Below are 22434 nucleotides of genomic sequence, written 5' to 3' on the forward strand. Positions count from 1 at the left end.
ATAGAAAACGGAAAGCCCTGCATACTCATTTGACGAATAAGGGCATTTTGCCTAATTTTGACCGGATTTCTGTCCTTTTATCCCGGCTTGTAAATTGACCGGATAAATAACAAAACGCAAACAACGCACTCAGCATGAGAGAAATACAGTTCCGCGAAGCCCTGCGGGAGGCAATGACGGAAGAAATGCGCCGGGACCCACTAGTCTATCTGATGGGCGAAGAAGTTGCCGAATACAACGGCGCTTATAAAGTTAGTCAGGGAATGCTGGACGAATTTGGCCCGGAGCGGGTTATTGATACCCCCATTGCCGAACTGGGCTTTGCTGGTATTGGCGTTGGTTCGGCCATCAACGGTCTACGGCCAATCATTGAATTTATGACGTTCAACTTTTCCCTGGTTGCCATCGATCAGGTGATTAATTCAGCGGCTAAAATTATGTCGATGTCGGGCGGGCAATACTCCTGTCCTATCGTATTCCGGGGGCCAACGGGTAATGCCGGGATGTTGTCTTCGCAGCACTCACAAAACTTCGAGAACTGGTTTGCCAATACATCGGGGCTGAAGGTAGTTGTACCCTCAAACCCGTACGATGCCAAAGGATTACTTAAATCGTGTATTCGCGACAATGACCCCGTAATTTTTATGGAGTCGGAGCTGATGTATGGTGATAAAGGGCAGGTGCCGGAAGAAGAGTACCTGATTCCAATTGGTAAGGCCAACGTTGTTCGGGAAGGCAATGACGTAACGATTGTTTCGTTCGGTAAAATCATGAAAGTAGCCCTCGCTGCCGCCGATGAATTAGCCAAAAATAACGTATCGGCCGAAGTAATTGACCTGCGCTCGGTTCGTCCGATTGACTACGCAACGATTATTAATTCGGTGAAGAAGACGAACCGATGCGTCATCGTTGAGGAAGCCTGGCCATTGGCTGCCATCTCGTCAGAACTGACATACAATATTCAGCGTAATGCCTTCGACTATCTGGACTCGCCGGTAATTCGGGTCAACAGCATGGATTTGCCCCTGCCTTACGCTCCGACCTTAATCGAGGTTATTTTGCCCAATGTAAAGCGAACGTTGCAGGCGGTAGAAGCGGTGATGTATAAAAAGTAATCACAGCCCCTGAAATTGGGTTTGTCATAAACGAATCAGCCGTGCATGAAAAGAACATGCACGGCTGATTCGTTTTGTAAGGAGCGTACCAGAACCTGACTTAACCGTCTCGTTTAGTCCTGTCCGATTGGCTCTCCAGCCAGCGTTGTCCGTAAAATCGCGACCAGTTTATCTATTTCCTCCGTTGTGTTAAACGCGTGAATGCACAGCCGTAATCGCTCCTGCCCGGCTGGAACCGTTGGACTCAAAATGGCCCGTACATCCAGCCCAACCTGTTGAGCCTGATGGGCCACCTGCCGGGCAAAATCATTGCCCGGTAGTATCAGGCACTGAATTGGGGACTGACTATCTGTCCAGGTCGCGTTGGGTAAAAAATGAATGACAGACTGCCGAAAATAAGCCAATTGTTCCTGAAGCTGAACCTGCGTACCGGCATCACTCATCCTGTATTGATGAGCGCATTGAATGGCCAGCAGACTATGTGCAGGCAAGGCCGTCGTGTATATAAACGTGCGGGCAAAATTGATGAGATAGTCCCGTAACACAGCAGGCCCGACGACGGCTGCTCCGTGAACGCCCAGTGCTTTCCCAAACGTGTGGACTCTGGCCAACACCCGGTTCTGCAAACCCATAGCAACGACCAACCCTTCGCCATTTGGGCCATAAATTCCCGTTGCGTGGGCTTCATCGACTAAAAGAGCTGCGTTATACTGTTCGCAAAGGTCGACTAGTTCTCGCAGGGGGGCAGTGTCGCCATCCATGGAATAAACGGACTCAACCGCAACGAACACCTGCCCTTCTTTCGATGATTCACGGGCGGTTTTAAGGTTGGCTTCAACATCCGCCAGGTCATTGTGCCGAAACCGCTGACGGGTTGCATAGCTAAGGCGTGCTCCGTCAATCATACTGGCATGAATCAACTCGTCCGTCAGCAGGGTGTCGCCCTCCCTCGGCAAGCAAGCCAGCAGGCCAAGATTTGCATCGTATCCTGAATTAAAGACGAGGGCAGCTTCGGTTAGATAAAATTGGGCCAGTTCCTCTTCCAGCTCTTGAGCCAACAATGTCTGACCCGCCAACAGGCGTGAACCCGCCGCTCCATTACGGGTATCTGCCTGTTCGGCATGCGCCTGATGAATAAGTAGTTTGAGTGCAGGTGATCGGGCAAAGCCCAGGTAATCATTCGAGCAAAAATCAGTTAAGTAAGGGGCTAATTTTAGCTGGCGTAAAAGGCCATTTTTCTGGTACGCTGCTAACCGTTCTACTAAAATCTGGCTCACTGGATGCTTCTTCTTTGTAACCATAGAGGCAAAGGTAAGAAGCTGCTCGATTCAAAATTTGACTGGCAAAACACTTACCATAACAACTTCTAAATCAGGAATATGGACGACTGTTTTCAGTGTCTTCAACGTATAATATGTGTATAAGTGTATAGTTATCCACACTTTGTTTGTGGATAACTACGTCAGACCCGTAGAAATGTTAGAATATTTGTTATATTGACCGCCTTATGTTTTCAAATTGATTAAAACGGTATCATAATCAAATAGACAAAACGATTTTCCCGAGTTGGCTGCCTTCGTCCATCTTCTGCATGGCTTGTTGAGTATCGGTAAGGGGTATAACCGTATCAACCACCGGAACAATTTGATGGTCAGCTACAAACGAGAGCATAGCAGCAAACTCACCTGATGTTCCCATTGTAGTTCCAAAAATAGATAGTTGCTTGAAAAACACTTTGGGGGGTATAATATCTGTTATGTTACCTGTAGTACTGCCAAAAAAAGCAATCCGTCCACCGGGAGCGGCTACGTCGATTAGTTTGGCAAATCCCGGTCCACCTGCACTGTCTATGATGACATCGAAGTAACCCCGGTTGCCGCCCGTTGTGTTTCCCGTTCCTGTCTGAGCCAGCAGTGCCTTGTGCCAATCGGCCTGTCGGTAGTTGACTCCGCCAGTGGCTCCCATTTCTTTGGCTTTCTTAATTTTTTCATCCGAGCCGGAGGTTACCCAAACCTCTGCTCCGGCAGCTACCGCAAACTGCAACGCAAATAAAGCGGCTCCCCCGCCGATACCCGTGATAAGTACTTTTTCGGCTATATCAGTACTATCACTACTTCTGTATAGCCCGGCCCGTGTCATTAACGCCCGCCAGGCTGTTAGGCCCGCAAGGGGCAATGCAGCTGCCTGCTCTACGGAAAGATGGCTCGGCTGATGGTGAATAGAGTTGGTAGAAATTCGCAAATACTCCGCAAAGGTGCCATTGGTAGGCATACCCAGAATTTGGAAATCAGCCCCGTAAAAAGTAGGATTAGGGCCCCAGTTCAACGCTGGATTGATAATGACGGACTGCCCTTTCCAGGATAAATCAACCCCTTCGCCTGTGTCTGACACCGTACCTGCGCCGTCGGAGCCCAGAATTACGGGTAGCTTGATACCCGGGTATAAGCCCTTCTGAATGAAAACGTCGCGGTGATTCAGGGCGGCTGCCTGGAGTTTCACGAGTACTTCGCCCGGCCCGGCAGTGGGCTCATCTGTATCGACATACTGAACGGGTTGGTGGGTTTCGGTGAGCCGAATAGCTTTCATGGCGTATCTTTGGCGTAAATTAACGAGCGAATGATTCGGTTTTTCAATGAGGATGTATCCTACAAACTTGCCCAAAAGCAGCCAACGCGTCAGTGGCTTAAACGGCAGGCCGAAGGCGAAGGTTATTCAATTGGTGAATTAAACTATATTTTCTGTTCCGACGACTATATCCTGCAAGTCAATAAGGATTATCTTAAGCACGACTACTATACCGATATCATTACGTTCGATCAGAGCGAAGAGGAAGGTGTACTGGCCGGCGATATTTTTATTAGTGTAGAACGGGTGAATGACAATGCAGGCCAGCTAAGGGTGTTGCCTGAGCAGGAAATGCGTCGGGTTCTGGCGCATGGACTACTGCACCTGTGCGGCTACAGGGACAAAAGTGATGAGGAGGCCATACAGATGAGGGCAAAAGAAGAGGAATGGCTAACCGGTTTTTCTGCCCCACTAAAGGCTTAGCCCGCTGTTAGGCCCCCGTCTAATTGAAGAGTCTGCCCTGTAACGAACGAGTTCTCGTCCGAGCAAAGCCACAAAATAGCCTGAGCAATCTCTTCTGGTTGCCCAAACCGGCCCATCGGAATCATCCGGCGCATTTTCTCCTCCATAGCGGGTGCCTGCTGAATCAACTCATCAACCATAGCAGAGTGCGTGTAAACGGGGCAAACGGCATTCACACGAATTTGCTGCCGGGCATACTCCAGGGCCGCTGTTTTGGTAAGACCAATCACTGCGTGTTTCGATGCACTGTACGGTGCGCCCATCGGCATACCGCGAACCCCTGCAATACTCGATACATTCACAATTCGCCCTCCCTTTACCTGAGTAAGCATTTGTTGAATCTGGTACTGCATCCCATAAAATACGCCCCCAACATTGACAGCCATGATATGGTCAAAGTCCGATTGAGTCTGTTCAATCAGGCGGCCATACTTACCACCGATACCCGCATTATTAATGCCGATATCTAACTGTCCATACACATCAATTGTATACCGAATGGCTGATTCAATCTGAGCAGGAACGGCTACATCACAGGCCACAAATAAGGCGTTGCCGCCCAGTTGGTGGATCTGCGAAACGACGCTCGGTCCACTGACTTGGTTAACGTCTGATACAACGACCGACGCGCCCGCTTTAGCGAAAGCAAGTGCCGTTGCCTGACCAATGCCTGATCCGGCACCGGTAATAAAAACAATCTGGTTCGTAAAATCCGGCATTGCTGAAAGAGGTGTGTAAGCAATCTTACTGCATTATTTAACTAATGTATTGTGTATTCAGCCTGGATAATTACTAACCTGCTCCCAATTGTATTAACCACTTTTTATGGGGCTTTCTCCGCACTAAATCACTTATTTTTATAATAAATACTTGATGCTACTGGCTAAATTTAAGAATATTTCGAAACCTTAGGCTGATAAGTGACTTAATTGGTTAAAAAAGCTGGTTGCATTTTTCTAGTAAGTTTCCTGAAGATTATGGCCGTAGAAGGCTTTTAATCAGTTGTTTGGTAAAATTTTCTATTAGGATTATAATAGGTTTTTGTTAAAAAAAAAATCTTTATGTCAGTTCTTGTAGTATATATATAAACTTAGTTGCTAAATGACTGAGAAAAAACATAACTTCTTTAGCTCAATGGAAAAAGTTACTAACCGACCCGATACAGTGTCTTCGGCCGCGGCCAGTCGCCGGTCGTTCATTCGGGTAGCAGGAGCAGCAGCCGTAACCGGTGGATTGCTGACCGCTTGCTCTACTGCAGACGAAACCTCTGTTCAACCAACTGGTAGTGCCCGTGCAGCGGGTGATGTTGTCAACCTCCCTACTGGAGATGTAGGTATCTTATCTTTTGCTTATGTACTTGAGCAACTGGAAGCTGCCTTCTACGAAATGGTTGTAGCCAAACCCTACATGGGCATGACTGCGAACCAGAAGCAAATTCTCACCGATATTGGTGGTCACGAGATTATCCACCGCGAATTTTTTAGAGTAGCAGTAGGCAATTTCGTGCCGAACCTAACCTTCGACTTCTCTGGGATTGATTTCAATGACAAAGGTTCCGTATTGCAGGCTGCTGCTGATTTTGAACTAGTTGGTGTAGGTGCTTATAATGGTGCTGGCAAGTACCTGAAAAGTGCCGATTATCTGACTCTTGCCGGCAAGATTGTATCGGTTGAGACTCGCCACCACTCTATCATCCGTGAACTGCAGTATCCCCGTCTGGATGCTTTCGCCGGTCCAACTATTGTTACCAGTGATACAGGCTTGCACAAGGCTTACGAGCCAACCTACGTATTGCCAATTGCGCAGAAATTTATTAAAGAGACAATCAGTGCCAGCGCACTATTAGCCAGCGTATCATAAACCACTCGACTCCAATGAACTTACAAAACATATTTAGCGAAATAGAGAAAGTGGATGGCGAGATTTTTGATCGTCTTGCACACGTCTCGCGTCGGGGCTTATTCAGCTCACTGACGAAAAAAACCATTGCAGTAGCGGCTCCGGCCATCATGGCATCGGCCCTGAACAAATCGTACGGACAGGCTTTGCCACAGGGTGTGAAAGATGTATTAAACTTTGCACTTGCCCTGGAGTATCTGGAATCTGGATTCTACAACACAGGTGGTAACCTGACGATGATTCCGACGATATACAAAGAGGCTTTCGAAATCATCCGTCGGCACGAAGAGGTACACGTTAAGTTACTCAGAACGGTGTTGGGCGCAGATGCTATCCCAATGCCAAAGTTTGACTTCACGGCCAAAGGTACTTTCCCAGATGTTTTTAGTAACTTCCAAACGTTTTCTGCAGTTGCTCAGACTTTCGAAGACACGGGCGTTCGGGCGTATAAGGGACAGGCCCCTAACCTGATGGTGGCACCAGCAATTTTACAGGTTGCGCTGCAAATTCACGCTACCGAAGCTGCTCACGCAGCCAACGTACGTCAGTTGCGGGGTCAGAAGGGCTGGATCACGGGTGGTACCGCAGCTATGCAGGGTCTTCCTGCCGTTGTAAATGCTAGTTATGCCGGTGAAGAAAACGTCGTACAGGCCGGCGCTAATTTAGCTAGCTTACTGGTAGGTAATGCTGCTCTGAAAATTCCAATTACTATGGATATGGTTACCGAGTCATTCGATGAGCCTTTAACCAAAGATCAGGTATTAGCCATCGTTGCTCCTTTCTTTGCCTAGTAGAAGCCAGGAATAAATACAGTACGTTAAAAAGAGGAAGTGCCCGGGAAATTTTTCCGGGCACTTCCTCTTTTTAACGTTATTACCAGCTTTACGATAGGCCAAAAGCCGACAGTGTTACAAATTCGTTTACCCTCGCTTGGATTTCATCCTGCGATAAGTTCATAATGCGCTCGGCCCCGAATTTTTCGACGCAGAACGAAGCCATGGCTGAACCGTAAATAATAGCACGCTTCATGTTGTCGAATGAAATATCATCCGTTTTGGCCAGATAGCCAATGAAACCACCCGCAAAAGTGTCGCCTGCGCCGGTTGGGTCAAAAACTTCCTCCAGGGGTAAGGCAGGGGCGAAGAAGACTCTGTCTTCACTGAAAAGAAGTGCTCCGTGCTCTCCCTTTTTAATAATAACCGTTTTGGGTCCCAGGGTCTTAATTTTGGCCGCAGCTTTCACTAGTGAATATTCTTTTGTTAACTGCCGCGCTTCTTCGTCATTGACCACTAGTACATCCACTAATTTCAGGAGGCTCATCAAGTCTGGATTGGCAATTTCAATCCACAGGTTCATCGTATCCAGCACGATGAGCTTAGGCCGTTTGTGTAACCGCTCAATTACCATTTGCTGGATGGCAGGAGCCGTATTACCCAGCATTAAGTATTTGCAATCCTGATATGATTCTGGAATGATTGGATCAAAATTTTCCATAACGTTCAGTTGCACTTCAACCGTATCGCGGGTGTTCATGTCGTTATGGTATTTACCCGACCAAAAAAATGTTTTTTCTCCTTCTCTGATTTCCAACCCTTCGGTATCAACGCCATGCTGATTGAGATCGGCAATCATCGCCTGTGGAAAATCATCGCCCACAACAGCGACGAGATTGTTGTCTTTCGTAAAGTACGAAGCTGAGAGAGTAATGTAGGTAGCAGCACCACCAATAATTTTGTCGGTCTTGCCGAATGGGGTTTCCAGGGCATCGAATGCAACGGAACCAACGGTTAATAAGCTCATTTTTGCTTGGTTTATAGTCAGCGGTTTAAGGGGTGCCGTGTATTGATTACCCGACAGAGCCTCTATCCGCAAACCTATTTTCTCCGCCCAATTACCGGGCAGCGTTTAAATGGTTTCGTTTCGTCGAAAAGTTTGCGGTACGTAATGTGGGTTTTAACAATTTTTGACCCTAACTGGCTAACAAAGCGCACCATGATCGGGTTAAAATCGCCCACCCAGTTCATTTCCAATTCGGTGTATTGAAAGCTGGGGTTATTGTCGGCTTCGTGTGGCATCCGTAAGGCAATGGCTGCTTCAACGCCCTTTCCCTGATGCTCCGGGGCTACACCAAATACCACCCCAAAAGCTTTGTGGTTGGTTTTTAGCAGCATATGCCACAGAAACTTCAGCTTCCCTAGTAAATTCATTTTGCCATTCACGTGCTTGAATACCTGATTCAGTTCAGGTAAGCACACAAAAAAAGCAACCGGCTCATCAAGGTAATAGGCAAAATAAATAATCTTTTCGTCAATGACCGGCTTGAGCTTTTCCATTAATGACTGCGCCTGCCCAGCCGACATTTCCTTCACGCCACTGTGTCCTCCCCAGGCAGCATTGTAAATATGGCGGAATTGCTCCGCGGCTGCAGGAAGGTGTTTTTTGTCGATCGTTCGAAACGTGTAATCCGGATTTTCGTAGATGCGTTTTGCCCTGTCTTTCACCGCCTGCGACATTTCGGTTAGTTTTGCCCAGGTTGTTGGAATACCAAACGTGAATTGTTTGAAGTAATCCTGAAAACCGTACTGCTCGAAGAACGGAATGTAGTACGGCTTTGTGTACGGCATACAGTAGTTCGGCTCCCGGTCAAACCCGTCCACCAATAACCCCCACCAGCGGTCGCGGTCGCCAAAGTTCACGGGGCCGTCCATGGCTTCCATACCCCGATTTTGAAGCCATGATTTTGCCGCGTCGAATAAAGCAAAAGCTGCCTTCTGGTCGTCAATGCATTCGAAAAAACCAGTCCCTCCCGTAGGTTGTTCATTATCCAGACTGGCAATTTCGTGATCGATAAAAGCCGCGATACGTCCAATGGTGCCGCCCTTATCGTCCAGTAGCAGGAACCGTACGCATTCACCCTGTTCGAATCGCTTGTTTCGGGATGGGTCAAAAACCTCCTCTACATCAGCATCCAATGGACGAATCCAGTACGGGTCATTCTTGTAAAGACGAACCGGAAACTGGATAAATTCTTTCTGATGCTGAGCGTTTTCGCCTACTTCAACTAGCTTCATCACGGACCTGAAACGGGGCAAATCTGAAAACAAAAGGCGAATATAGCCAAAAGTGCTTGAGTCGCTTCGGTAGCGCTACCGTTTTACCCGCAACAATCCGTAACTTCGCCCATATGAACAGGACCATTTCGGCCATGCTGACTAAGAGAACCTCCGTTTTATCCGCTCGTTGTTGTTGCTGAACAAGTGCGCTTACACCACCTGCTATTCGGTAGGTCATCTACCTATCAGTTTCCCGAAACTAGTTATCAGTCAATGCAACCGCTTCACTTATACAATACACTTTCCCGAAAAAAAGAACTGTTTGAACCGCTAAATCCACCGTACGTAGGCATGTACGTTTGTGGACCAACGGTCTATAATTACGTTCACCTGGGTAACGTCCGCACTTTTCTGACGTTTGACACCCTTTATCGCTACCTGACTTTTATTGGCTACAAGGTTAGATATGTCCGTAACCTGACCGATGTTGGTCATCTGGTAGGCGATGGCGATGAGGGCGAGGATAAGATTGGACGTATGGCCAAACTGGAAAAGGTGGAGCCTATGGAAATTGTGCAGCGGTTTACCAATGACTTTCATACGGTGATGAGTCAGTTCAATACCATTCCGCCCAGCATTGAACCGACTGCTACCGGCCATATGGTTGAGCAGATTGAAGCGGTTCAGGCACTGCTGGCTAATGGACTGGCCTATGAATCGAATGGCTCAGTTTATTTTGATATTGAAACGTATAATAAGCGGGGGGGGCAATATGGAAAATTATCGGGCCGGATTCTGGACGATCTGCTGAATGAGACCCGTGAACTGGATGGACAATCCGAAAAACGCAGCCCGCTCGATTTCGCCCTTTGGAAAAATGCTTCTCCTGAGCATATTATGCGCTGGAATTCTCCCTGGGGAGCGGGTTTTCCTGGCTGGCACCTGGAGTGCACCTGTATGAGTACCAAATATTTAGGCAAGCAATTTGATATTCACGGGGGGGGGATGGATTTGAAGTTTCCCCACCACGAATGCGAGATTGCTCAGGGCGATGGTCTGACCGGGCACGATCCGGTACGCTACTGGATGCACTCGAACATGCTGACGGTCAATGGTCAGAAAATGTCGAAGTCGCTGGGTAATTCGTTCCTGCCAGCCGAACTGTTTTCTGGTTCCCACCACCTGCTGGAGCAGGCATATAGTCCTATGACCGTTCGATTCTTCATGCTTCAGTCGCATTATCGCAGTACGCTCGATTTTTCGAATGATGCGCTCAAAGCGGCTCAGAAAGGCTATCGCCGGTTAGCCAATGGGTTGAGGGTTAGTAGAAAGTTAACCTATGCGCCTACCGACGAAAACGGTTTTGACGAAACAAAGCAGCGGGATATTCGGCAGGCCGTCCAGCAATTTTATGAGGCCATGAACGACGATCTCAACACGGCTGTTGGCATTGCCCAATTGTTCACGCTGCTGAAATATATCAATATGCTTTACCTGAACCAACTCCAGGTGTCGGCTCTGGGCGAGGAGGTGTTTAATCTGCTCAACCAATCATTTGCTACATTCATGCAGGATGTACTGGGTTTGCTGGAAGAAGGAACGGATAAGCAACCCGTTCTGGAAGGCTTACTGACTCTTTACCGTGAATACAAGGAACAAAAGCAATACGACAAAGTAGATCAAGTTCGTTCGTACTTCAAGGCGCAGGGACTGGCTATCAAAGACATGAAACATCAGATTGACTGGGCCTACGAAGAGTAAAGTGATTAACAGAAAGGACGATTAATGCCAACCAAATGACAAAATTTACTCTTTTTCTAGCGGGCCTGACGTTTGTTGTTATTTCCTGCAAAGAGAAACCAAAACAAACCAATACCGACCAGACGGCAACCGTTTCGGCTCCGCCGTTCAATGCCGATTCGGCCTATGCTTATATTGAAAAGCAGATGAATTTTGGTCCACGTGTCCCCAACACACCGGCCCATGTGCAAACGGGCAATTACATTGTAACTAAGTTCAAACAATTTGGCTGTACAGTAACGGAACAGAACTTTGTGGCCACCACCTGGGACGGTAAGAAATGGAATGCCCGGAATATTATAGCCAGTATTAATCCACAGGCTACCAAACGTGTTTTTGTTTCTTCCCATTGGGATTCAAGGCCATTCGCTGACAGCGATACCATACCAGCCAACCAAACGAAACCCGTACCGGGTGCCAACGATGGAGCCAGTGGGGTGGCGGTAATGCTGGAATTAGCCCGCACGATTCAGCAGTCCAAATCGAATCCAAGCATCGGCATCGATTTTGTCTGTTTCGATGTCGAAGATTTGGGTAATAGCGACAAGGCCGCTAAGGATTACGAAAAAGAAAGCGGAACTATTGACTACCTGGGTTATGGATTGGGGTCGCGCTACTGGGCTAAAAACTTACACAAGCCTGGGTATTCTGCTTATTACGGTATTCTACTCGATATGGTTGGTGGTAAAGGAGCTACATTTCCAAAGGAGGGGTACTCCATGAAAGTGGCACCAACGGTTGTAAACAACGTGTGGCAAACAGCCAGCCGGTTGGGTTACAGCCAGTATTTTGTTAGTACACCGGGCGGAGAAATCACGGATGATCACATTGCCCCAAATACCATCGCCAAGATTCCGACCATCGACATCATACAGATGAATTTGCAGACGGGAGGCTTTTTCCCGGCTCACCATACGCTGGCTGATGATATGAGAAACATTGACCGGGGAACGTTGAAAGCCGTTGGACAAACCTTACTGCAGGTATTGTATAATGAATAATCTACGATGGATGACGCATCCACTCCTTTGGGTAATACTCCTGACAGGAAGCATTTTGAGTTGTGACACAGTACAAGACCGGTTTGGCCAACTCGACCTGAAGAAATGGCGGGGCGACCGGGGGGGGTGCGATGGCATTCGGGCGACACTCCTGCCTGCGTTCAAGGCGGAAGTGCAAAATCTGAAAGGCAAAAGGACTAATACGATAGGTGACTTGTTAGGTCGGCCAGACATTAACCAGATTGCCGACCGAAATCAGAAATTCTACATTTACTTCCTGGAAAAAGGCCCTCATTGCGAACAACCAGGTGTTAAATCAACGAGTCGCTCGGTGGCTATCCGCATGAGCGCTATGGGAATAGCAACAGAGATTACGTTTCAAAATGGATTGCCCTGAGTAGTCTTAGCGGTAAAACTTTTTCCGTTCAATCATCTCTTCTACCGTTTCCGGCACCATATACCGGATAGAGCGGTTTGCCCGGATACTGTCTCGAATGAAGGTGGCTGATATATCTAGCAACGGTGCTTCCACCAGATGGACATTTGCATGAGCTTTCAGTCCGCTTTCTTCACTGCGGGGACGGGGATACACGTACAAACCATAGTATTCGAGAATCTTATCGTAGTTCTTCCAATTAGTAAACTGCTCCAGATTATCCCCGCCCATAATGAGCCGAAAGGTGTGTTGCGGATACTTTTCGCTGAGACGTGTTAACGTATCAATCGTGTAACTTGGTTTAGGCATCGAGAACTCGATGTTGTTGGCTTTAAGACGGCTATTGTCGGCAATGGCCCGCTCTACCATGTCGAGTCGGTCAAACTCGTGTAGCAGACTTTTGGTTTTCTTAAACGGATTTTGGGGGGACACAATAAACCAAACCTGTTCCAGATCGGTGTTGGTAGCCATCGTGTTGGCAATAATTAAGTGACCAATGTGGATGGGGTTAAAGGAGCCAAAGAATAAGCCAATTTTCATAAGCGCAATGAGCGGGGAGTTAGGATCGAGACTGTCGCGCGTCTGTATTCTCACTCCTAACTCTGTTAGATCAAGGTTGCTTTTGCTGGTACTTTGTTTTCCTTAATAAAATTATCAACCAGCGTCTGCGCCTTTATCAACGATTCGTTCAGGTCATCGTTCAATAGGACCACATCGAAACGATTCTGAAAACTCATCTCAAAGTGCACCTTAAATAAGCGTTTGGAGAGGCTTTCTTCCGTTTCGGAACCCCGGCCAATCAATCGTTCACGAAGCGTTTCTTCATTGGGTACCTTCACAAAAACGGCGAGGGCTTTATCGCCGTAAAATTCTTTCAGTTTCAGACCTCCCTGCACATCTACATCGAACAGAACATGTTTACCACTATCCCAAAGGCGCTGGATTTCTGATTTCAAGGTTCCATAGAACGCACCTGTGTACACCTCTTCCCATTCAACAAATTCGCCCTCATCAATTTTTTGTTTGAAATCTTCGGGAGTCAGGAAGTAATAATCTTTCCCATTTTCTTCCGCACGGCCCCGTCGGTCGCGGGTGCAGGCTGAAATGGAAAAGCCGAGATTTGTATTCTCGGCTAGCAGATGTTTGACAATGGTAGTTTTTCCGGAACCCGAGGGAGCCGAAAAAATGATAAGTTTACCGTCCACAGTGGCGATGGTTATGTAAAAAAAAGTGGGGTAATTAAGGTTGCTGTCATAAGCTTCACCCTAATTACCCCAATGCTTTGACTCGTATTAGCTAAAACTCAGAATTCTGGATTTGATCGTTTCCACCAGTTGACCGGGGCAACACCTTTTCTCCATTCGTTTAGTCAACAGTTCCTTAACTTCCCGTTCAAGATTGTACATCTCGATGCAGGGTTGGCAGGATTCTAGGTTGGCTTTTACTTTAGCCAGTTGCTGGTCGGTAGCTTCTCCGTCCAAAATCAACTGAATCATCTTCAGGCAATCGGCCCGGTGATCGCATTTTTCTTTCATCTCTGGCTTAGTACTGGATGAAGCTGATGTTGGCAATGACGTTTGCATTGGAAAAATTTAATTTATTCCAAGAATAATAATACCATTAAGTTATGAGCAGAACCGATTTATACGTAGAAAAAGTTCGGTTTAGTCGCCATTTTCTTCTTTATAGCCCATTGACGATGCGTAATCGCGCAATTTTTCTTTCAACAGGTTACGAGCACGGTGCAAACGGGAACGGACAGTGCCAATTGGTATATCTAAAATCTTTGCCATCTCTTCGTATGTAAATCCTTCAATATCGCAAAGGATAATTACTGTCCGAAAATCAACTGGCAGTGAATTCAGTGCATTCGCTACTTCATCCCCAATTAAATCAGAAACAGACTCAGCCCGTAGGTCGACTGTATGTTCAGATTCCGCATCTTCAGAATTATAGGTGGTTTCAACATCCTGATAATCTACTTTTGCCGGTTCTTTACTTTTCTTCCGATAATCGTTGATGAAGCTGTTCTTCAGAATGCGGAACAGCCACGCTTTAGCGTTAGTTCCTTGCTCAAATGACGAAATAAACCTGAAAGCTTTCAGATAGGTATCCTGAACAAGGTCATTGGCATCGTCCTCATCCATGGTTAGCCGAAAGGCAAAATTGTACATGGAGTCGATGTGGGGCATGAACTCCTTGTTGAATACCTGATACTTCTGCTCATCCGTATATCGGCGGGCAGGGGTTTCGGCCGGGGTCTGCTCAACAGCATCACCGTTAGGAAGCAATTGGTCGTCGTCGCGAGTTGGCGTATCTGACATAACTGGGTGTATGGTCGCCATAAAAGTAAGGGTAAATTGCCGTTTAGTGTCGGCTACTCTCAAGGAATTCGCTAATAAACCGCATCAAATTCCTGATTTGTAGTCTAACTCACTGCAAAAACCAAACCTTTGTTTAAAATTAAGGTTCAAAAATAAGTGTATATGACGATTTGGCATGAACGTTTACACACCCTCTCATGTTAAAGCCGACCTATCTACTACTATAAGCAGCAAATAGGTCGGCTCTACGCATCTTATTGGTTAATTAAACCGTGGCCGATTTAAAATAACGTTTCAACCAGGAGTCGGAAGCCTGAACATGCCAGCCTGTCAAAAACTCTGACTTTGTTGCCACCAGTGTATTTAGTAGGATTGAATCAGGGGTAATAATGCCTTCGGCAACAGCTGCTTTCAGCATTGGTAAGGCAAATGTCGAAACGGTTCCATCTGCCAGTCGGATGGCGGCTGAGCGGTCAAAAAAGTCAACGTTCAGCTGTTGCCCAATCTCCCGTAAGGACCGCATAGAGGCATCAATCGAACAACCGCTGGGCAGGTTATATCCCTCATCGACACCGATAATAACGAACCGATTGTCGATGACCTGCATGGATGCCAGTAGTGGCTGCCCATGCGCGGCCCACTGATTTAAGGCGGGTTGTAACGCTCCTTCTATCGTTTTTACGTCACCCGTTGTTAGCGGACGGTTTGCCTGGTATACCCAAACACGGGCCTGATCCGGCAGCTTATTAAAATCGATGTACATGCTTACTCTAGGGTGTATAGTGGTAAGTGTAGAGCAGAATCATAAAGCAGTATTGTTCCTCTCCACGCTTCATTAACCTCATAACCCCTGTTTTTGGGCGATGAGTTCCGATATATCGTAGACACGCACCTTGTCCTCCTGATTCTTGTTTTTAACGCCATCAGACATCATTGTCATACAGAATGGGCAGGCTACTGCAATAGTGTCGGCACCGGTAGCGAGGGCTTCTTCCACCCGCTCCACGTTCACATCTTTGTTGCCCGGTTCCGGCTCTTTAAAATACTGACCACCCCCCGCGCCACAACACAGGCCATTAGCCCGAACGCGTTTCATCTCGACCAGATCGGCATCCAAAGCGGCCAGTACATGGCGGGGGGCTTCGTACACTTTGTTAGCCCGGCCCAGGTAACACGAATCGTGAAAGGTTATTTTTCTGCCTTTGAATGACTCCCCATCTTTTACCTTAATTCGGCCTTCGTCAATAAGGCCCTGCAAAAACTGGGAGTGGTGAATAACGTCGTATTTACCACCCAGATCGGGATATTCGTTTTTGAGCGTGTTGAAACAGTGCGGGCAGGCCGTCACAATCTTTTTAACATTGTACCCATTCAGCACCTGAATATTAGCCATCGCCTGCATCTGAAACAGAAACTCGTTTCCCGCCCGGCGGGCTGGGTCCCCCGTACAGGCTTCCTCTGGCCCCAGTACGGCAAACTTGATACCGACGTGATTCAAAATTCTGACAAAGGCAATGGTTACCCGCTTATAGCGGTCATCAAACGACCCGGCGCAGCCAACCCAGAACAAAACTTCTGGCTCCTCGTTGGCTGCGGCCAAATCGGCCATGGTGGGTACAGTGTATGTTTTTTCAGTGGTCATTTTTTCTGTTTGTTGTTTATTAATTGCTGTTCGTAGTTGGCTTCCGTTGAAAAACTTCATACTTACTTAACTTCATTTACCTGGTCTGCCCAGTTGAACCGGTCGCTGGGAGAAAATTTCCAGGGGGCCATGTTATTCTCGATGTTGCTGAACATGGCGTTCCAGGAGGCTGGTGCCTGCGACTCTTCCATAACCCGATACCGGCGCAACTGGAGAATAATATCCAGCGGATTGATGTTGATAGGGCAGGCATTGATACAGGCCTGGCAGGTTGTGCAGGCGTTTATTTCCTCAACGGTAATATAATCTCCAAGTAATGATTTATCGTCTTTGTAATCGTCCCCGTTTGCTTGCCAGCCGCGCCGGATATCTTCAAGCCGGTCCCGGGTATCCATCATGATTTTCCGGGGAGATAGTTTTTTGCCGGTAATATTCGCCGGACAGGCCGAGGTGCAACGCCCACATTCCGTGCAACTGTAGGCGTTCATCAGGTTTATCCATTTCAGGTCGTACACATCTTTCGCTCCAAAGCGACCAATTTCTGCCGGTGAATCTGCTCCCGGTTGCTCCCCGTTATCATTCGCCTGTGACCCATCGGCGTTCGTTGAGAGCGGTATGCCCAGAGCTAGTTGTACCTCTTTCGTGATTTCGGGCATATTCTGCATCTCACCTTTCGGCTGAAGGTCGGAGAAGTAAACGTTGGGAAAACCCAGTGCAATGTGCAGGTGCTTGGAATACGTTACATAGATGGCAAAGGCGAGAATGCCCAAAATATGGAGCCACCAGGCCGTACGTTCGTAAGCTATCAACCCTGTGTCGCTGAAACTGGTGAACAACGGCTTCAAATACTGACTGATTAAAAAGTCTGGTACAATCCCGCGTAACTCGCCGTAATGCCCAACACCCCGGTCCCGCAAAACGCTATCGGACGCATTCCAGGTCAGGAAAGCAATCATCAGCAGGATTTCGGCGATAAGAATGATGGCGGCATCCTTACGGGGCCATTCCGTCATTTCGCGGTGGCGTTCCTGTTGAAAACGAGCGACTCGTGCTACAAAGCGCCGGCAAAGGAATACGATGCATACGATCAGCACACCAAATGCCAGTAGTTCAAAAACATCAATCAAAATAGAATAAACGGGCGTTATGTAAGGGGCGAACAAGCGATGAGTGCCCAGCACGCCATCGAGTATAATCTCCAGAATTTCGATATTGATGATTATGAACCCGGCATAGATAACAAAGTGCATCAGGCCAACCAGCAGATTGGTGAACATCTTCTTCTGCCCGAACGCTACCAATAACATCGTCTTCAACCGCTCATCGGCATGGTCGTATCGATTTTCTGGTCGCCCAAGTTTGATGGCGCGGGAAATAAGCCGGACGCGTTTGCTAATGTACCAAGCTACGGCAGTTAAGGCCGCGACGAATAAAATCTGCTGAATTATTTCCATTCATTTGATAAGCTTGTTTCGGCTGATAATCAACAAAATGAGTCAGTCGAAAGGACGTTATTAAAAAATATTCTGGTCTCTTTGTTGCAGGAAGACGAAAACGCCTTACTTTTGCACCCACGTTTTAAACGGTAATGCCGTTGAGGTGATGTAGCTCAGTTGGTAGAGCAAAGGACTGAAAATCCTTGTGTCGGCGGTTCGATTCCGTCCATCACCACCTCAGAAACCAGGGAGTTGCGATTGAAAATCGTGACTCCCTTTTTGTTTACGACAATACGTGTCTTTTTATTCATCTTCGTAGTCTGGTGCGCAACGACGCTTAAGATTGGCTGAAACACGATTAGTCGTTTTACCATTCATTTCCTCTCCAACCACGCTGCGACAAGGCAGACTAGTGTAATAGAACGCATTCACCTGCGAATATAAGCACTTTTCTGTTATTATTATGCATGCATACTATAGCTGTTTTTACCGCTTTGTAGCGTGGTATCCCGGATATTTTTGATGGACAAATACTGTGTCAGAATCCGTTACCCATGATTTTGCGGCAAGGCTGTACCAGGGTATCATCAGGAAGAAAAAGACGGGATAGCTCATCGAACTATCCCGTCTGTACAACATCCCGGGGTTTCCGTTACGGCTTGGGGGCGCCGGTAGCGTTACTCCCGTTGGCCGGTGCCAATGAATTGATCCAGGCTGCAATCTTTAGTGCATCAGCCTTAGGGACCTGCGGCATGGGAGGCATTTCGGTGGCGTATTCGGGCCAGTTTTGCGGTTGCGGATTGTAGATCAGCTTCACAATCTGTTCGTTCGTATATTTCCGCTTGGCCACATCCGCAAAGGCCGGCCCAACCTGCCGTTTGTTGGCCTGATGGCAGGCCGAACAGGTATGCCGGGTCAGCAGGCCTTTTACCTGTTCGTAAGTGGGAGCTTTTGCCATCGTAACAGCCTGACCTTCTACCAACTTTGGTTTTCCTCCTTTAGTAGAAGGGCCCCCAGTGGGCTTTGTGGTAGTTTTCCGGCTGGGCTCAGCTACTACGGGTGTCGTGGCTGAATTCCGGGTGCTCACATCCGTCATGGCTAATTTCTCACCCTCGGGAATATTGTTGAGCGTATAATAAGCGATTGGATGGACTAGTGAATAAGAGCCTTCTGTGCTCCGCAGGCCATCGAGTGTAAGTTGATGGATATAGTACTTGCGTAAGTCACCAACGATGAGCCGGGCTTTCATGCCATCAGCGGAGATCTTAACACCTTTGATAGGTAACGCTTCCTTGTTGACGGGTGGACTGCCGTATACGGAGTGGTACTTGTACAGAAAGCTCTCCACCCGGTAGGAAGCCAGATCTTCGGCTGATTTTCGATCAACGGGTTTAGTAAATTCTACGTCGAAGCCATCGGGCATGGCTTTCACCGTGCGTATCTCGAAGGGAATAGCCCCGTTCCACGCCAGTCGCTGCAAGCCTTCATTAGCTTCGCCTGCCGAGCCCCAGCCCCGGTTAGTTTCGCCCACAAACAGCGAGCCGTCCTGTGCAAACGCCATCCGCAGTACCCCGGATTTAAACCCATTTCGAAACTCGACGGCACCGCCCTGGTACTCGCCGTTTACCTTCTCCATGAACAACCGCGATAGTTTGCTCATGCCCTGGTCGCCCACGAGCAGTTGCCCGGCAAAGGGGCCAAAGGCCCCTTGTGGAATCTCGACAATTTCGGAGTTGGAGATACCCAGAATACCGTGCGGCAACCAAACAGCGGGCGTTTGAATATCCACACCCGGAAACTTGTCTTTCAGCGAGTACAGGAGTGTAGGGGATTCGTTCACTACGTTTTCGGGCTTAATGGCCCGTCCGTTCTCATCCCGCCGACGGCGTTCATCAATTTTAGCATTAAACTGCTCGGCAGTTAATTTTACCGGCGAATTGGTCATGCCACTCCACCGCAAACCAGCCGGGTGCCCAACAAAAGCCCCCTTTCTGATGTGAACAATACCGCCGGAACCCATCCAGTCGCCCTGGTTGTCGGCGTAGAACAGTTCGCCGTCGAAGATGCCCAGTCCGGCGGGTGAGCGCATGCCCGTGGCCCAGGGCTGCATGGTTCCATTGTCGCTGATTTTCATGGTCCATCCCCGCCAGGGAACGCGGCTTTCGCCCCGCCACCATTCTTCGTCGCCAAAAGCCACGTTGCCCGTCACGAAGAACTGCCCGTCGGGCGCAATTTTAGGCCCAAAACTGTACTCGTGGTAATGCCCCGACAGTGGCCAGGCAAACACAGTTTCAAATACATCGGCTTTGCCATCGCTGTTGCTATCGACCAGTTTGGTCAACTCACCCCGTTGCGCGCAGTAGAGAGCACCGTCTTTATAAGCCAGGCCCAGCACCTCGTGCAGACCCGACGCGAATTTGCGGAAGTAAGGCCGTGGGCTGGTGGGGTTTTCTACAATCCAGATATCTCCCCGGCGCGTGGCTACTCCCAGATTACCGTTGGGCAGTACCGTTAGCCCGCCCACTTCGAGCAGGGTGCCCTCGGGGGCGGTAACTTTCATAATCTTGAAGAAATCCTCTTCTTTCGGCGATTCCTGCGCCATACCAGCGGTCAGGCTGGTCAGAGTAATGAGGGTAATCAGTATCTTTTTCATTTAAAACAAGATTGAGTAAATAACTTTTCCTTTCACGGGCACAATTAACTCTTGCCGTCCGTTGCTCTCCCGAATGGTGGGTTTGGCCCCGCCCAAATCGTCGAGCCGGACGTATGCCTGCTCATCAACGAGGTACATTCCGTTTTCCAGCGGGGTGATGCTGTTGCCGCTGATGAGCCGGGCGTAGGTATCGCTGGCCGGGTTCGTAATGATCACCTCGCGCCGGATTCCCTGCCCATTGTCCAGCACCCGAATTTTGTCGTCAACGGAGGCTCCATAACTTTGGTAGCGAAACGTGGGTCGGTCGCTTTCATCCAGCACGTACCCTTTTGGTCGATAGGCAGAGCCGGTCGTATCGGCAGGCCAGTTGGCCTGGGGAGCGGGTAACCGGCTCAAAAACAAGACTGGAGTGCCCATCCGCTGCACCATGCCCATCGGTCGCGAAGAGCCGTCGCCCCGGTCGTGCCACATCGGCGTAGCATCCAGGAAATTACCCCGCCAAACCTGCACCAGTGCGCCTTTGTCCAGGTCGTACGTGTAATGAACCTGCTCCGGAGTACCGACCGAGATGGCATGGGTTACACGAAGTCTGCGGCCCTGCTGCCCCGGCATGGACGTGCCCGGTGTAGATTCGCCCGGTATATCCATAAAACTCCGGAGAAGGGTGTTCGTCTGTGCCTCTACAATAATAGGGTCCACCTCCCTTCCGTTTCCACCAACTCCTTCGCTTACGGCAAACTCACGAACGCCCGGCCCAGCCACGGTGAGACCTACCGCAGGCTGCTCCCAATCGACAAATTTGCTGTAGAACAGTTCAAAGGGCAGATCGCCCCTGGGTAGGGTAACCTTGCCGCTATTGTTCCTGCCAGCCGGTGCAACTACCGTCTGGTTGTTGATTTTTAGCATACCTCCCCCCCCCGGAACACCCAGGTTAAAGCGGTATTCGCCGGGCTCGGCCACGCGCATTGTGCCGGTATAGCGAATAAGAAATTCGTTGGGAATTCGGTTTACCGACGCCGATAATACTTTAGTAGCTCCTTCGGCTTCCGGTGCTTTTCCCCCGATTACATAATCAGACTCCTTCTCATACTTTCCTTTATACACCGCATAACTCAGGTTAAGTAGTTCGGGGCGGGGTTTATCATACAGCACGTAGCGAATGTTGCGGAAGGCCACTGCGCCATGGTCACCCTGGAACATGAGTGGGCCGGTTGCTTTCTCGTCCTCAAAAGCCGTTGAGCGGGTAGGGCCAGTGAGTTCGACATTATCCTGAACCAGTACGCCGTTCAGTTCCACCCGTATAATACGGGCGTTTTCGGTTTTTTGCGCACTGTTGGCACTAAAACGAGGAGCCTGAAAGGAGATCTTTAGGTGTTGCCACAAACCGGGTGCCCGGCTGGCGTTCTGACGGGCTGGATGGCCCTCGTAGCCTTTCTGGCCATCGGCCCTTTTCTCATCCCAACGCTCGTAAATAGACCCGTTGTCTACAGTTTTGGGTCGGCGAACGTCCCAACTGTCAAATAACTGCACCTCGTACCGCCCCTGTAAGTAAACACCCGAGTTCGATTGGGGAGCCATCATGAAATCCAGCTCCAGATCAATATCGCCGTGCTGAACGTTTGTCAGCAGGTTATACTTCTGACCGAAGCTGGCATCGGCTGGTATATTGGCCAGTACACCCGTTCCTTTTTCGGTCGTCAGGGTATTGGCTTTGTTGAGGTCGGCACGAACGCTTTTCACAATACGCCAGTTTGGCGAAGGAGAAATAAAGGCATTCAGGTCGTTAAGTGGAATAGCTGTACCAGGCGCTGGCGCGGGTTGGGCCAGGCTCAGGAATGGCCCGGCCAATCCAAAACCAACAGCCCCGCTAACAGCCAGTAACCTACGGAAACAAGCCGAAATAATAGTGGTTATCATAGAGTATATCGTCAGATTTAAGGGGATAAAATTACATTTTTTCTCGCTAAAAGACCGCTGTTAGACATTTA

21 protein-coding genes and 1 tRNA gene are annotated in these 22434 nt (G+C 48.6%); 8 read left to right on the plus strand and 14 right to left on the minus strand.

Annotated elements, in window-relative coordinates; all coding sequences use genetic code 11:
• The first annotated feature begins 134 nt into the window (after window positions 1-134).
• Window positions 135-1115, plus strand: a complete 981-nt coding sequence (locus tag B156_RS0101325; protein ID WP_018617803.1) for a pyruvate dehydrogenase complex E1 component subunit beta — start codon at window positions 135-137, stop codon at window positions 1113-1115.
• Between the two features lie 113 nt (window positions 1116-1228).
• Here B156_RS0101325 and B156_RS0101330 read toward each other — a convergent pair whose 3' ends face one another.
• Window positions 1229-2416, minus strand: coding sequence for an aminotransferase class I/II-fold pyridoxal phosphate-dependent enzyme (locus tag B156_RS0101330; protein WP_018617804.1), 1188 nt, complete (start codon window positions 2414-2416; stop codon window positions 1229-1231).
• A gap of 238 nt (window positions 2417-2654) precedes the next feature.
• On the minus strand, window positions 2655-3701 hold the full coding sequence (locus tag B156_RS0101335) for a zinc-binding dehydrogenase (protein ID WP_018617805.1): 1047 nt from the start codon (window positions 3699-3701) through the stop codon (window positions 2655-2657).
• Window positions 3702-3731: 30 nt separating this feature from the next.
• Here B156_RS0101335 and ybeY point away from each other — a divergent pair, with 30 nt between their 5' ends.
• Window positions 3732-4163: an rRNA maturation RNase YbeY gene (ybeY, locus tag B156_RS0101340; protein WP_018617806.1), complete on the plus strand. Its 432-nt coding sequence runs from the start codon at window positions 3732-3734 to the stop codon at window positions 4161-4163.
• Here ybeY and B156_RS0101345 read toward each other — a convergent pair.
• Window positions 4160-4921, minus strand: a complete 762-nt coding sequence (locus B156_RS0101345) for an SDR family NAD(P)-dependent oxidoreductase (RefSeq protein ID WP_018617807.1) — start codon at window positions 4919-4921, stop codon at window positions 4160-4162. The two genes, ybeY and B156_RS0101345, sit on opposite strands and share 4 nt — an antisense overlap.
• A gap of 415 nt (window positions 4922-5336) precedes the next feature.
• On the opposite strand from B156_RS0101345, the gene B156_RS0101350 reads away from it, so the two are divergent.
• Together B156_RS0101350 and B156_RS0101355 are read left to right on the plus strand one after the other, a co-directional pair.
• Window positions 5337-6062 carry a ferritin-like domain-containing protein gene (locus B156_RS0101350; RefSeq protein ID WP_018617808.1) on the plus strand — a complete coding sequence of 242 codons (726 nt, stop codon included), beginning with the start codon at window positions 5337-5339 and terminating at the stop codon, window positions 6060-6062.
• Between the two features lie 14 nt (window positions 6063-6076).
• Entirely contained in the window at window positions 6077-6892 is an 816-nt protein-coding gene (locus tag B156_RS0101355; RefSeq protein WP_018617809.1) for a ferritin-like domain-containing protein, read from the plus strand.
• A gap of 91 nt (window positions 6893-6983) precedes the next feature.
• On the opposite strand, the gene B156_RS0101360 is transcribed toward B156_RS0101355, so the two are convergent.
• Both B156_RS0101360 and B156_RS0101365 read right to left on the minus strand, forming a co-directional pair.
• On the minus strand, window positions 6984-7901 hold the full coding sequence (locus tag B156_RS0101360; RefSeq protein WP_018617810.1) for a PfkB family carbohydrate kinase: 918 nt from the start codon (window positions 7899-7901) through the stop codon (window positions 6984-6986).
• A 74-nt stretch (window positions 7902-7975) separates the two neighbouring features.
• The gene (locus B156_RS0101365) at window positions 7976-9172 is read right to left on the minus strand and encodes a hypothetical protein (RefSeq protein WP_026260520.1); all 1197 of its coding nucleotides are present in this window, start codon (window positions 9170-9172) and stop codon (window positions 7976-7978) included.
• Window positions 9173-9427: 255 nt separating this feature from the next.
• On the opposite strand from B156_RS0101365, the gene cysS reads away from it, so the two are divergent.
• Genes cysS through B156_RS0101385 form a run of 3 tightly spaced genes read left to right on the plus strand, consistent with a single transcriptional unit; the run spans window position 9428 to window position 12352 of the window.
• Window positions 9428-10915: a cysteine--tRNA ligase gene (gene cysS, locus B156_RS0101375; RefSeq protein WP_018617813.1), complete on the plus strand. Its 1488-nt coding sequence runs from the start codon at window positions 9428-9430 to the stop codon at window positions 10913-10915.
• 35 nt (window positions 10916-10950) lie between these two features.
• The gene (locus B156_RS0101380; protein WP_018617814.1) at window positions 10951-11955 is read left to right on the plus strand and encodes a M28 family peptidase; all 1005 of its coding nucleotides are present in this window, start codon (window positions 10951-10953) and stop codon (window positions 11953-11955) included.
• Window positions 11948-12352, plus strand: a complete 405-nt coding sequence (locus tag B156_RS0101385) for a hypothetical protein (RefSeq protein ID WP_018617815.1) — start codon at window positions 11948-11950, stop codon at window positions 12350-12352. Before B156_RS0101380 ends, B156_RS0101385 begins: the two co-directional genes overlap by 8 nt.
• 6 nt (window positions 12353-12358) lie before the next feature.
• Here the strand turns inward: B156_RS0101385 and nadD are convergent, their stop codons facing one another.
• The 7 genes from nadD to B156_RS0101420 all read right to left on the minus strand — a co-directional run bounded on the left by nadD (window position 12359) and on the right by B156_RS0101420 (window position 17811).
• Window positions 12359-12931 carry a nicotinate (nicotinamide) nucleotide adenylyltransferase gene (nadD, locus tag B156_RS0101390; RefSeq protein WP_018617816.1) on the minus strand — a complete coding sequence of 191 codons (573 nt, stop codon included), beginning with the start codon at window positions 12929-12931 and terminating at the stop codon, window positions 12359-12361.
• Window positions 12932-12996: 65 nt separating this feature from the next.
• A complete protein-coding gene (gmk, locus tag B156_RS0101395) occupies window positions 12997-13596 on the minus strand; it encodes a guanylate kinase (protein WP_018617817.1) in 600 nt (199 codons plus the stop codon).
• Window positions 13597-13683: 87 nt separating this feature from the next.
• Window positions 13684-13926, minus strand: coding sequence for a hypothetical protein (locus B156_RS0101400; protein ID WP_018617818.1), 243 nt, complete (start codon window positions 13924-13926; stop codon window positions 13684-13686).
• A 129-nt stretch (window positions 13927-14055) separates the two neighbouring features.
• Entirely contained in the window at window positions 14056-14715 is a 660-nt protein-coding gene (locus tag B156_RS0101405) for a sigma-70 family RNA polymerase sigma factor (protein WP_018617819.1), read from the minus strand.
• A gap of 265 nt (window positions 14716-14980) precedes the next feature.
• A complete protein-coding gene (locus B156_RS0101410) occupies window positions 14981-15478 on the minus strand; it encodes a hypothetical protein (protein ID WP_018617820.1) in 498 nt (165 codons plus the stop codon).
• Window positions 15479-15556: 78 nt separating this feature from the next.
• Complete coding sequence (locus tag B156_RS0101415; protein ID WP_026260522.1) at window positions 15557-16357, minus strand: (Fe-S)-binding protein; 801 nt, start codon at window positions 16355-16357, stop codon at window positions 15557-15559.
• Window positions 16358-16419: 62 nt separating this feature from the next.
• Window positions 16420-17811 carry a 4Fe-4S dicluster domain-containing protein gene (locus tag B156_RS0101420; protein WP_018617822.1) on the minus strand — a complete coding sequence of 464 codons (1392 nt, stop codon included), beginning with the start codon at window positions 17809-17811 and terminating at the stop codon, window positions 16420-16422.
• Between the two features lie 144 nt (window positions 17812-17955).
• Between B156_RS0101420 and B156_RS0101425 the strand changes: the two genes are divergently transcribed.
• Window positions 17956-18028 (plus strand) — tRNA-Phe (locus B156_RS0101425).
• 417 nt (window positions 18029-18445) lie between these two features.
• Here the strand turns inward: B156_RS0101425 and B156_RS0101430 are convergent.
• Both B156_RS0101430 and B156_RS0101435 read right to left on the minus strand, forming a co-directional pair.
• Window positions 18446-20446, minus strand: coding sequence for a c-type cytochrome (locus tag B156_RS0101430; protein ID WP_018617823.1), 2001 nt, complete (start codon window positions 20444-20446; stop codon window positions 18446-18448).
• The gene (locus tag B156_RS0101435) at window positions 20447-22363 is read right to left on the minus strand and encodes a 3-keto-alpha-glucoside-1,2-lyase-like domain-containing protein (RefSeq protein ID WP_018617824.1); all 1917 of its coding nucleotides are present in this window, start codon (window positions 22361-22363) and stop codon (window positions 20447-20449) included.
• Between the last annotated feature and the right edge of the window lie 71 nt (window positions 22364-22434).

The sequence above is a fragment of the Spirosoma luteum DSM 19990 genome (assembly GCF_000374065.1).
Classification (GTDB): domain Bacteria; phylum Bacteroidota; class Bacteroidia; order Cytophagales; family Spirosomataceae; genus Spirosoma; species Spirosoma luteum.

Bases quoted from the DNA above. Each gene is read 5' to 3' on its own strand.
- B156_RS0101325 (WP_018617803.1), top strand. From the start codon at position 135: ATGAGAGAAATACAGTTCCGCGAAGCCCTGCGGGAGGCAATGACGGAA.
- B156_RS0101330 (WP_018617804.1), bottom strand. From the start codon at position 2,416: ATGGTTACAAAGAAGAAGCATCCAGTGAGCCAGATTTTAGTAGAACGG.
- B156_RS0101335 (WP_018617805.1), bottom strand. From the start codon at position 3,701: ATGAAAGCTATTCGGCTCACCGAAACCCACCAACCCGTTCAGTATGTC.
- ybeY (WP_018617806.1), top strand. From the start codon at position 3,732: ATGATTCGGTTTTTCAATGAGGATGTATCCTACAAACTTGCCCAAAAG.
- B156_RS0101345 (WP_018617807.1), bottom strand. From the start codon at position 4,921: ATGCCGGATTTTACGAACCAGATTGTTTTTATTACCGGTGCCGGATCA.
- B156_RS0101350 (WP_018617808.1), top strand. From the start codon at position 5,337: ATGGAAAAAGTTACTAACCGACCCGATACAGTGTCTTCGGCCGCGGCC.
- B156_RS0101355 (WP_018617809.1), top strand. From the start codon at position 6,077: ATGAACTTACAAAACATATTTAGCGAAATAGAGAAAGTGGATGGCGAG.
- B156_RS0101360 (WP_018617810.1), bottom strand. From the start codon at position 7,901: ATGAGCTTATTAACCGTTGGTTCCGTTGCATTCGATGCCCTGGAAACC.
- B156_RS0101365 (WP_026260520.1), bottom strand. From the start codon at position 9,172: ATGAAGCTAGTTGAAGTAGGCGAAAACGCTCAGCATCAGAAAGAATTT.
- cysS (WP_018617813.1), top strand. From the start codon at position 9,428: ATGCAACCGCTTCACTTATACAATACACTTTCCCGAAAAAAAGAACTG.
- B156_RS0101380 (WP_018617814.1), top strand. From the start codon at position 10,951: ATGACAAAATTTACTCTTTTTCTAGCGGGCCTGACGTTTGTTGTTATT.
- B156_RS0101385 (WP_018617815.1), top strand. From the start codon at position 11,948: ATGAATAATCTACGATGGATGACGCATCCACTCCTTTGGGTAATACTC.
- nadD (WP_018617816.1), bottom strand. From the start codon at position 12,931: ATGAAAATTGGCTTATTCTTTGGCTCCTTTAACCCCATCCACATTGGT.
- B156_RS0101400 (WP_018617818.1), bottom strand. From the start codon at position 13,926: ATGAAAGAAAAATGCGATCACCGGGCCGATTGCCTGAAGATGATTCAG.
- B156_RS0101405 (WP_018617819.1), bottom strand. From the start codon at position 14,715: ATGTCAGATACGCCAACTCGCGACGACGACCAATTGCTTCCTAACGGT.
- B156_RS0101410 (WP_018617820.1), bottom strand. From the start codon at position 15,478: ATGTACATCGATTTTAATAAGCTGCCGGATCAGGCCCGTGTTTGGGTA.
- B156_RS0101415 (WP_026260522.1), bottom strand. From the start codon at position 16,357: ATGACCACTGAAAAAACATACACTGTACCCACCATGGCCGATTTGGCC.
- B156_RS0101420 (WP_018617822.1), bottom strand. From the start codon at position 17,811: ATGGAAATAATTCAGCAGATTTTATTCGTCGCGGCCTTAACTGCCGTA.
- B156_RS0101430 (WP_018617823.1), bottom strand. From the start codon at position 20,446: ATGAAAAAGATACTGATTACCCTCATTACTCTGACCAGCCTGACCGCT.
- B156_RS0101435 (WP_018617824.1), bottom strand. From the start codon at position 22,363: ATGATAACCACTATTATTTCGGCTTGTTTCCGTAGGTTACTGGCTGTT.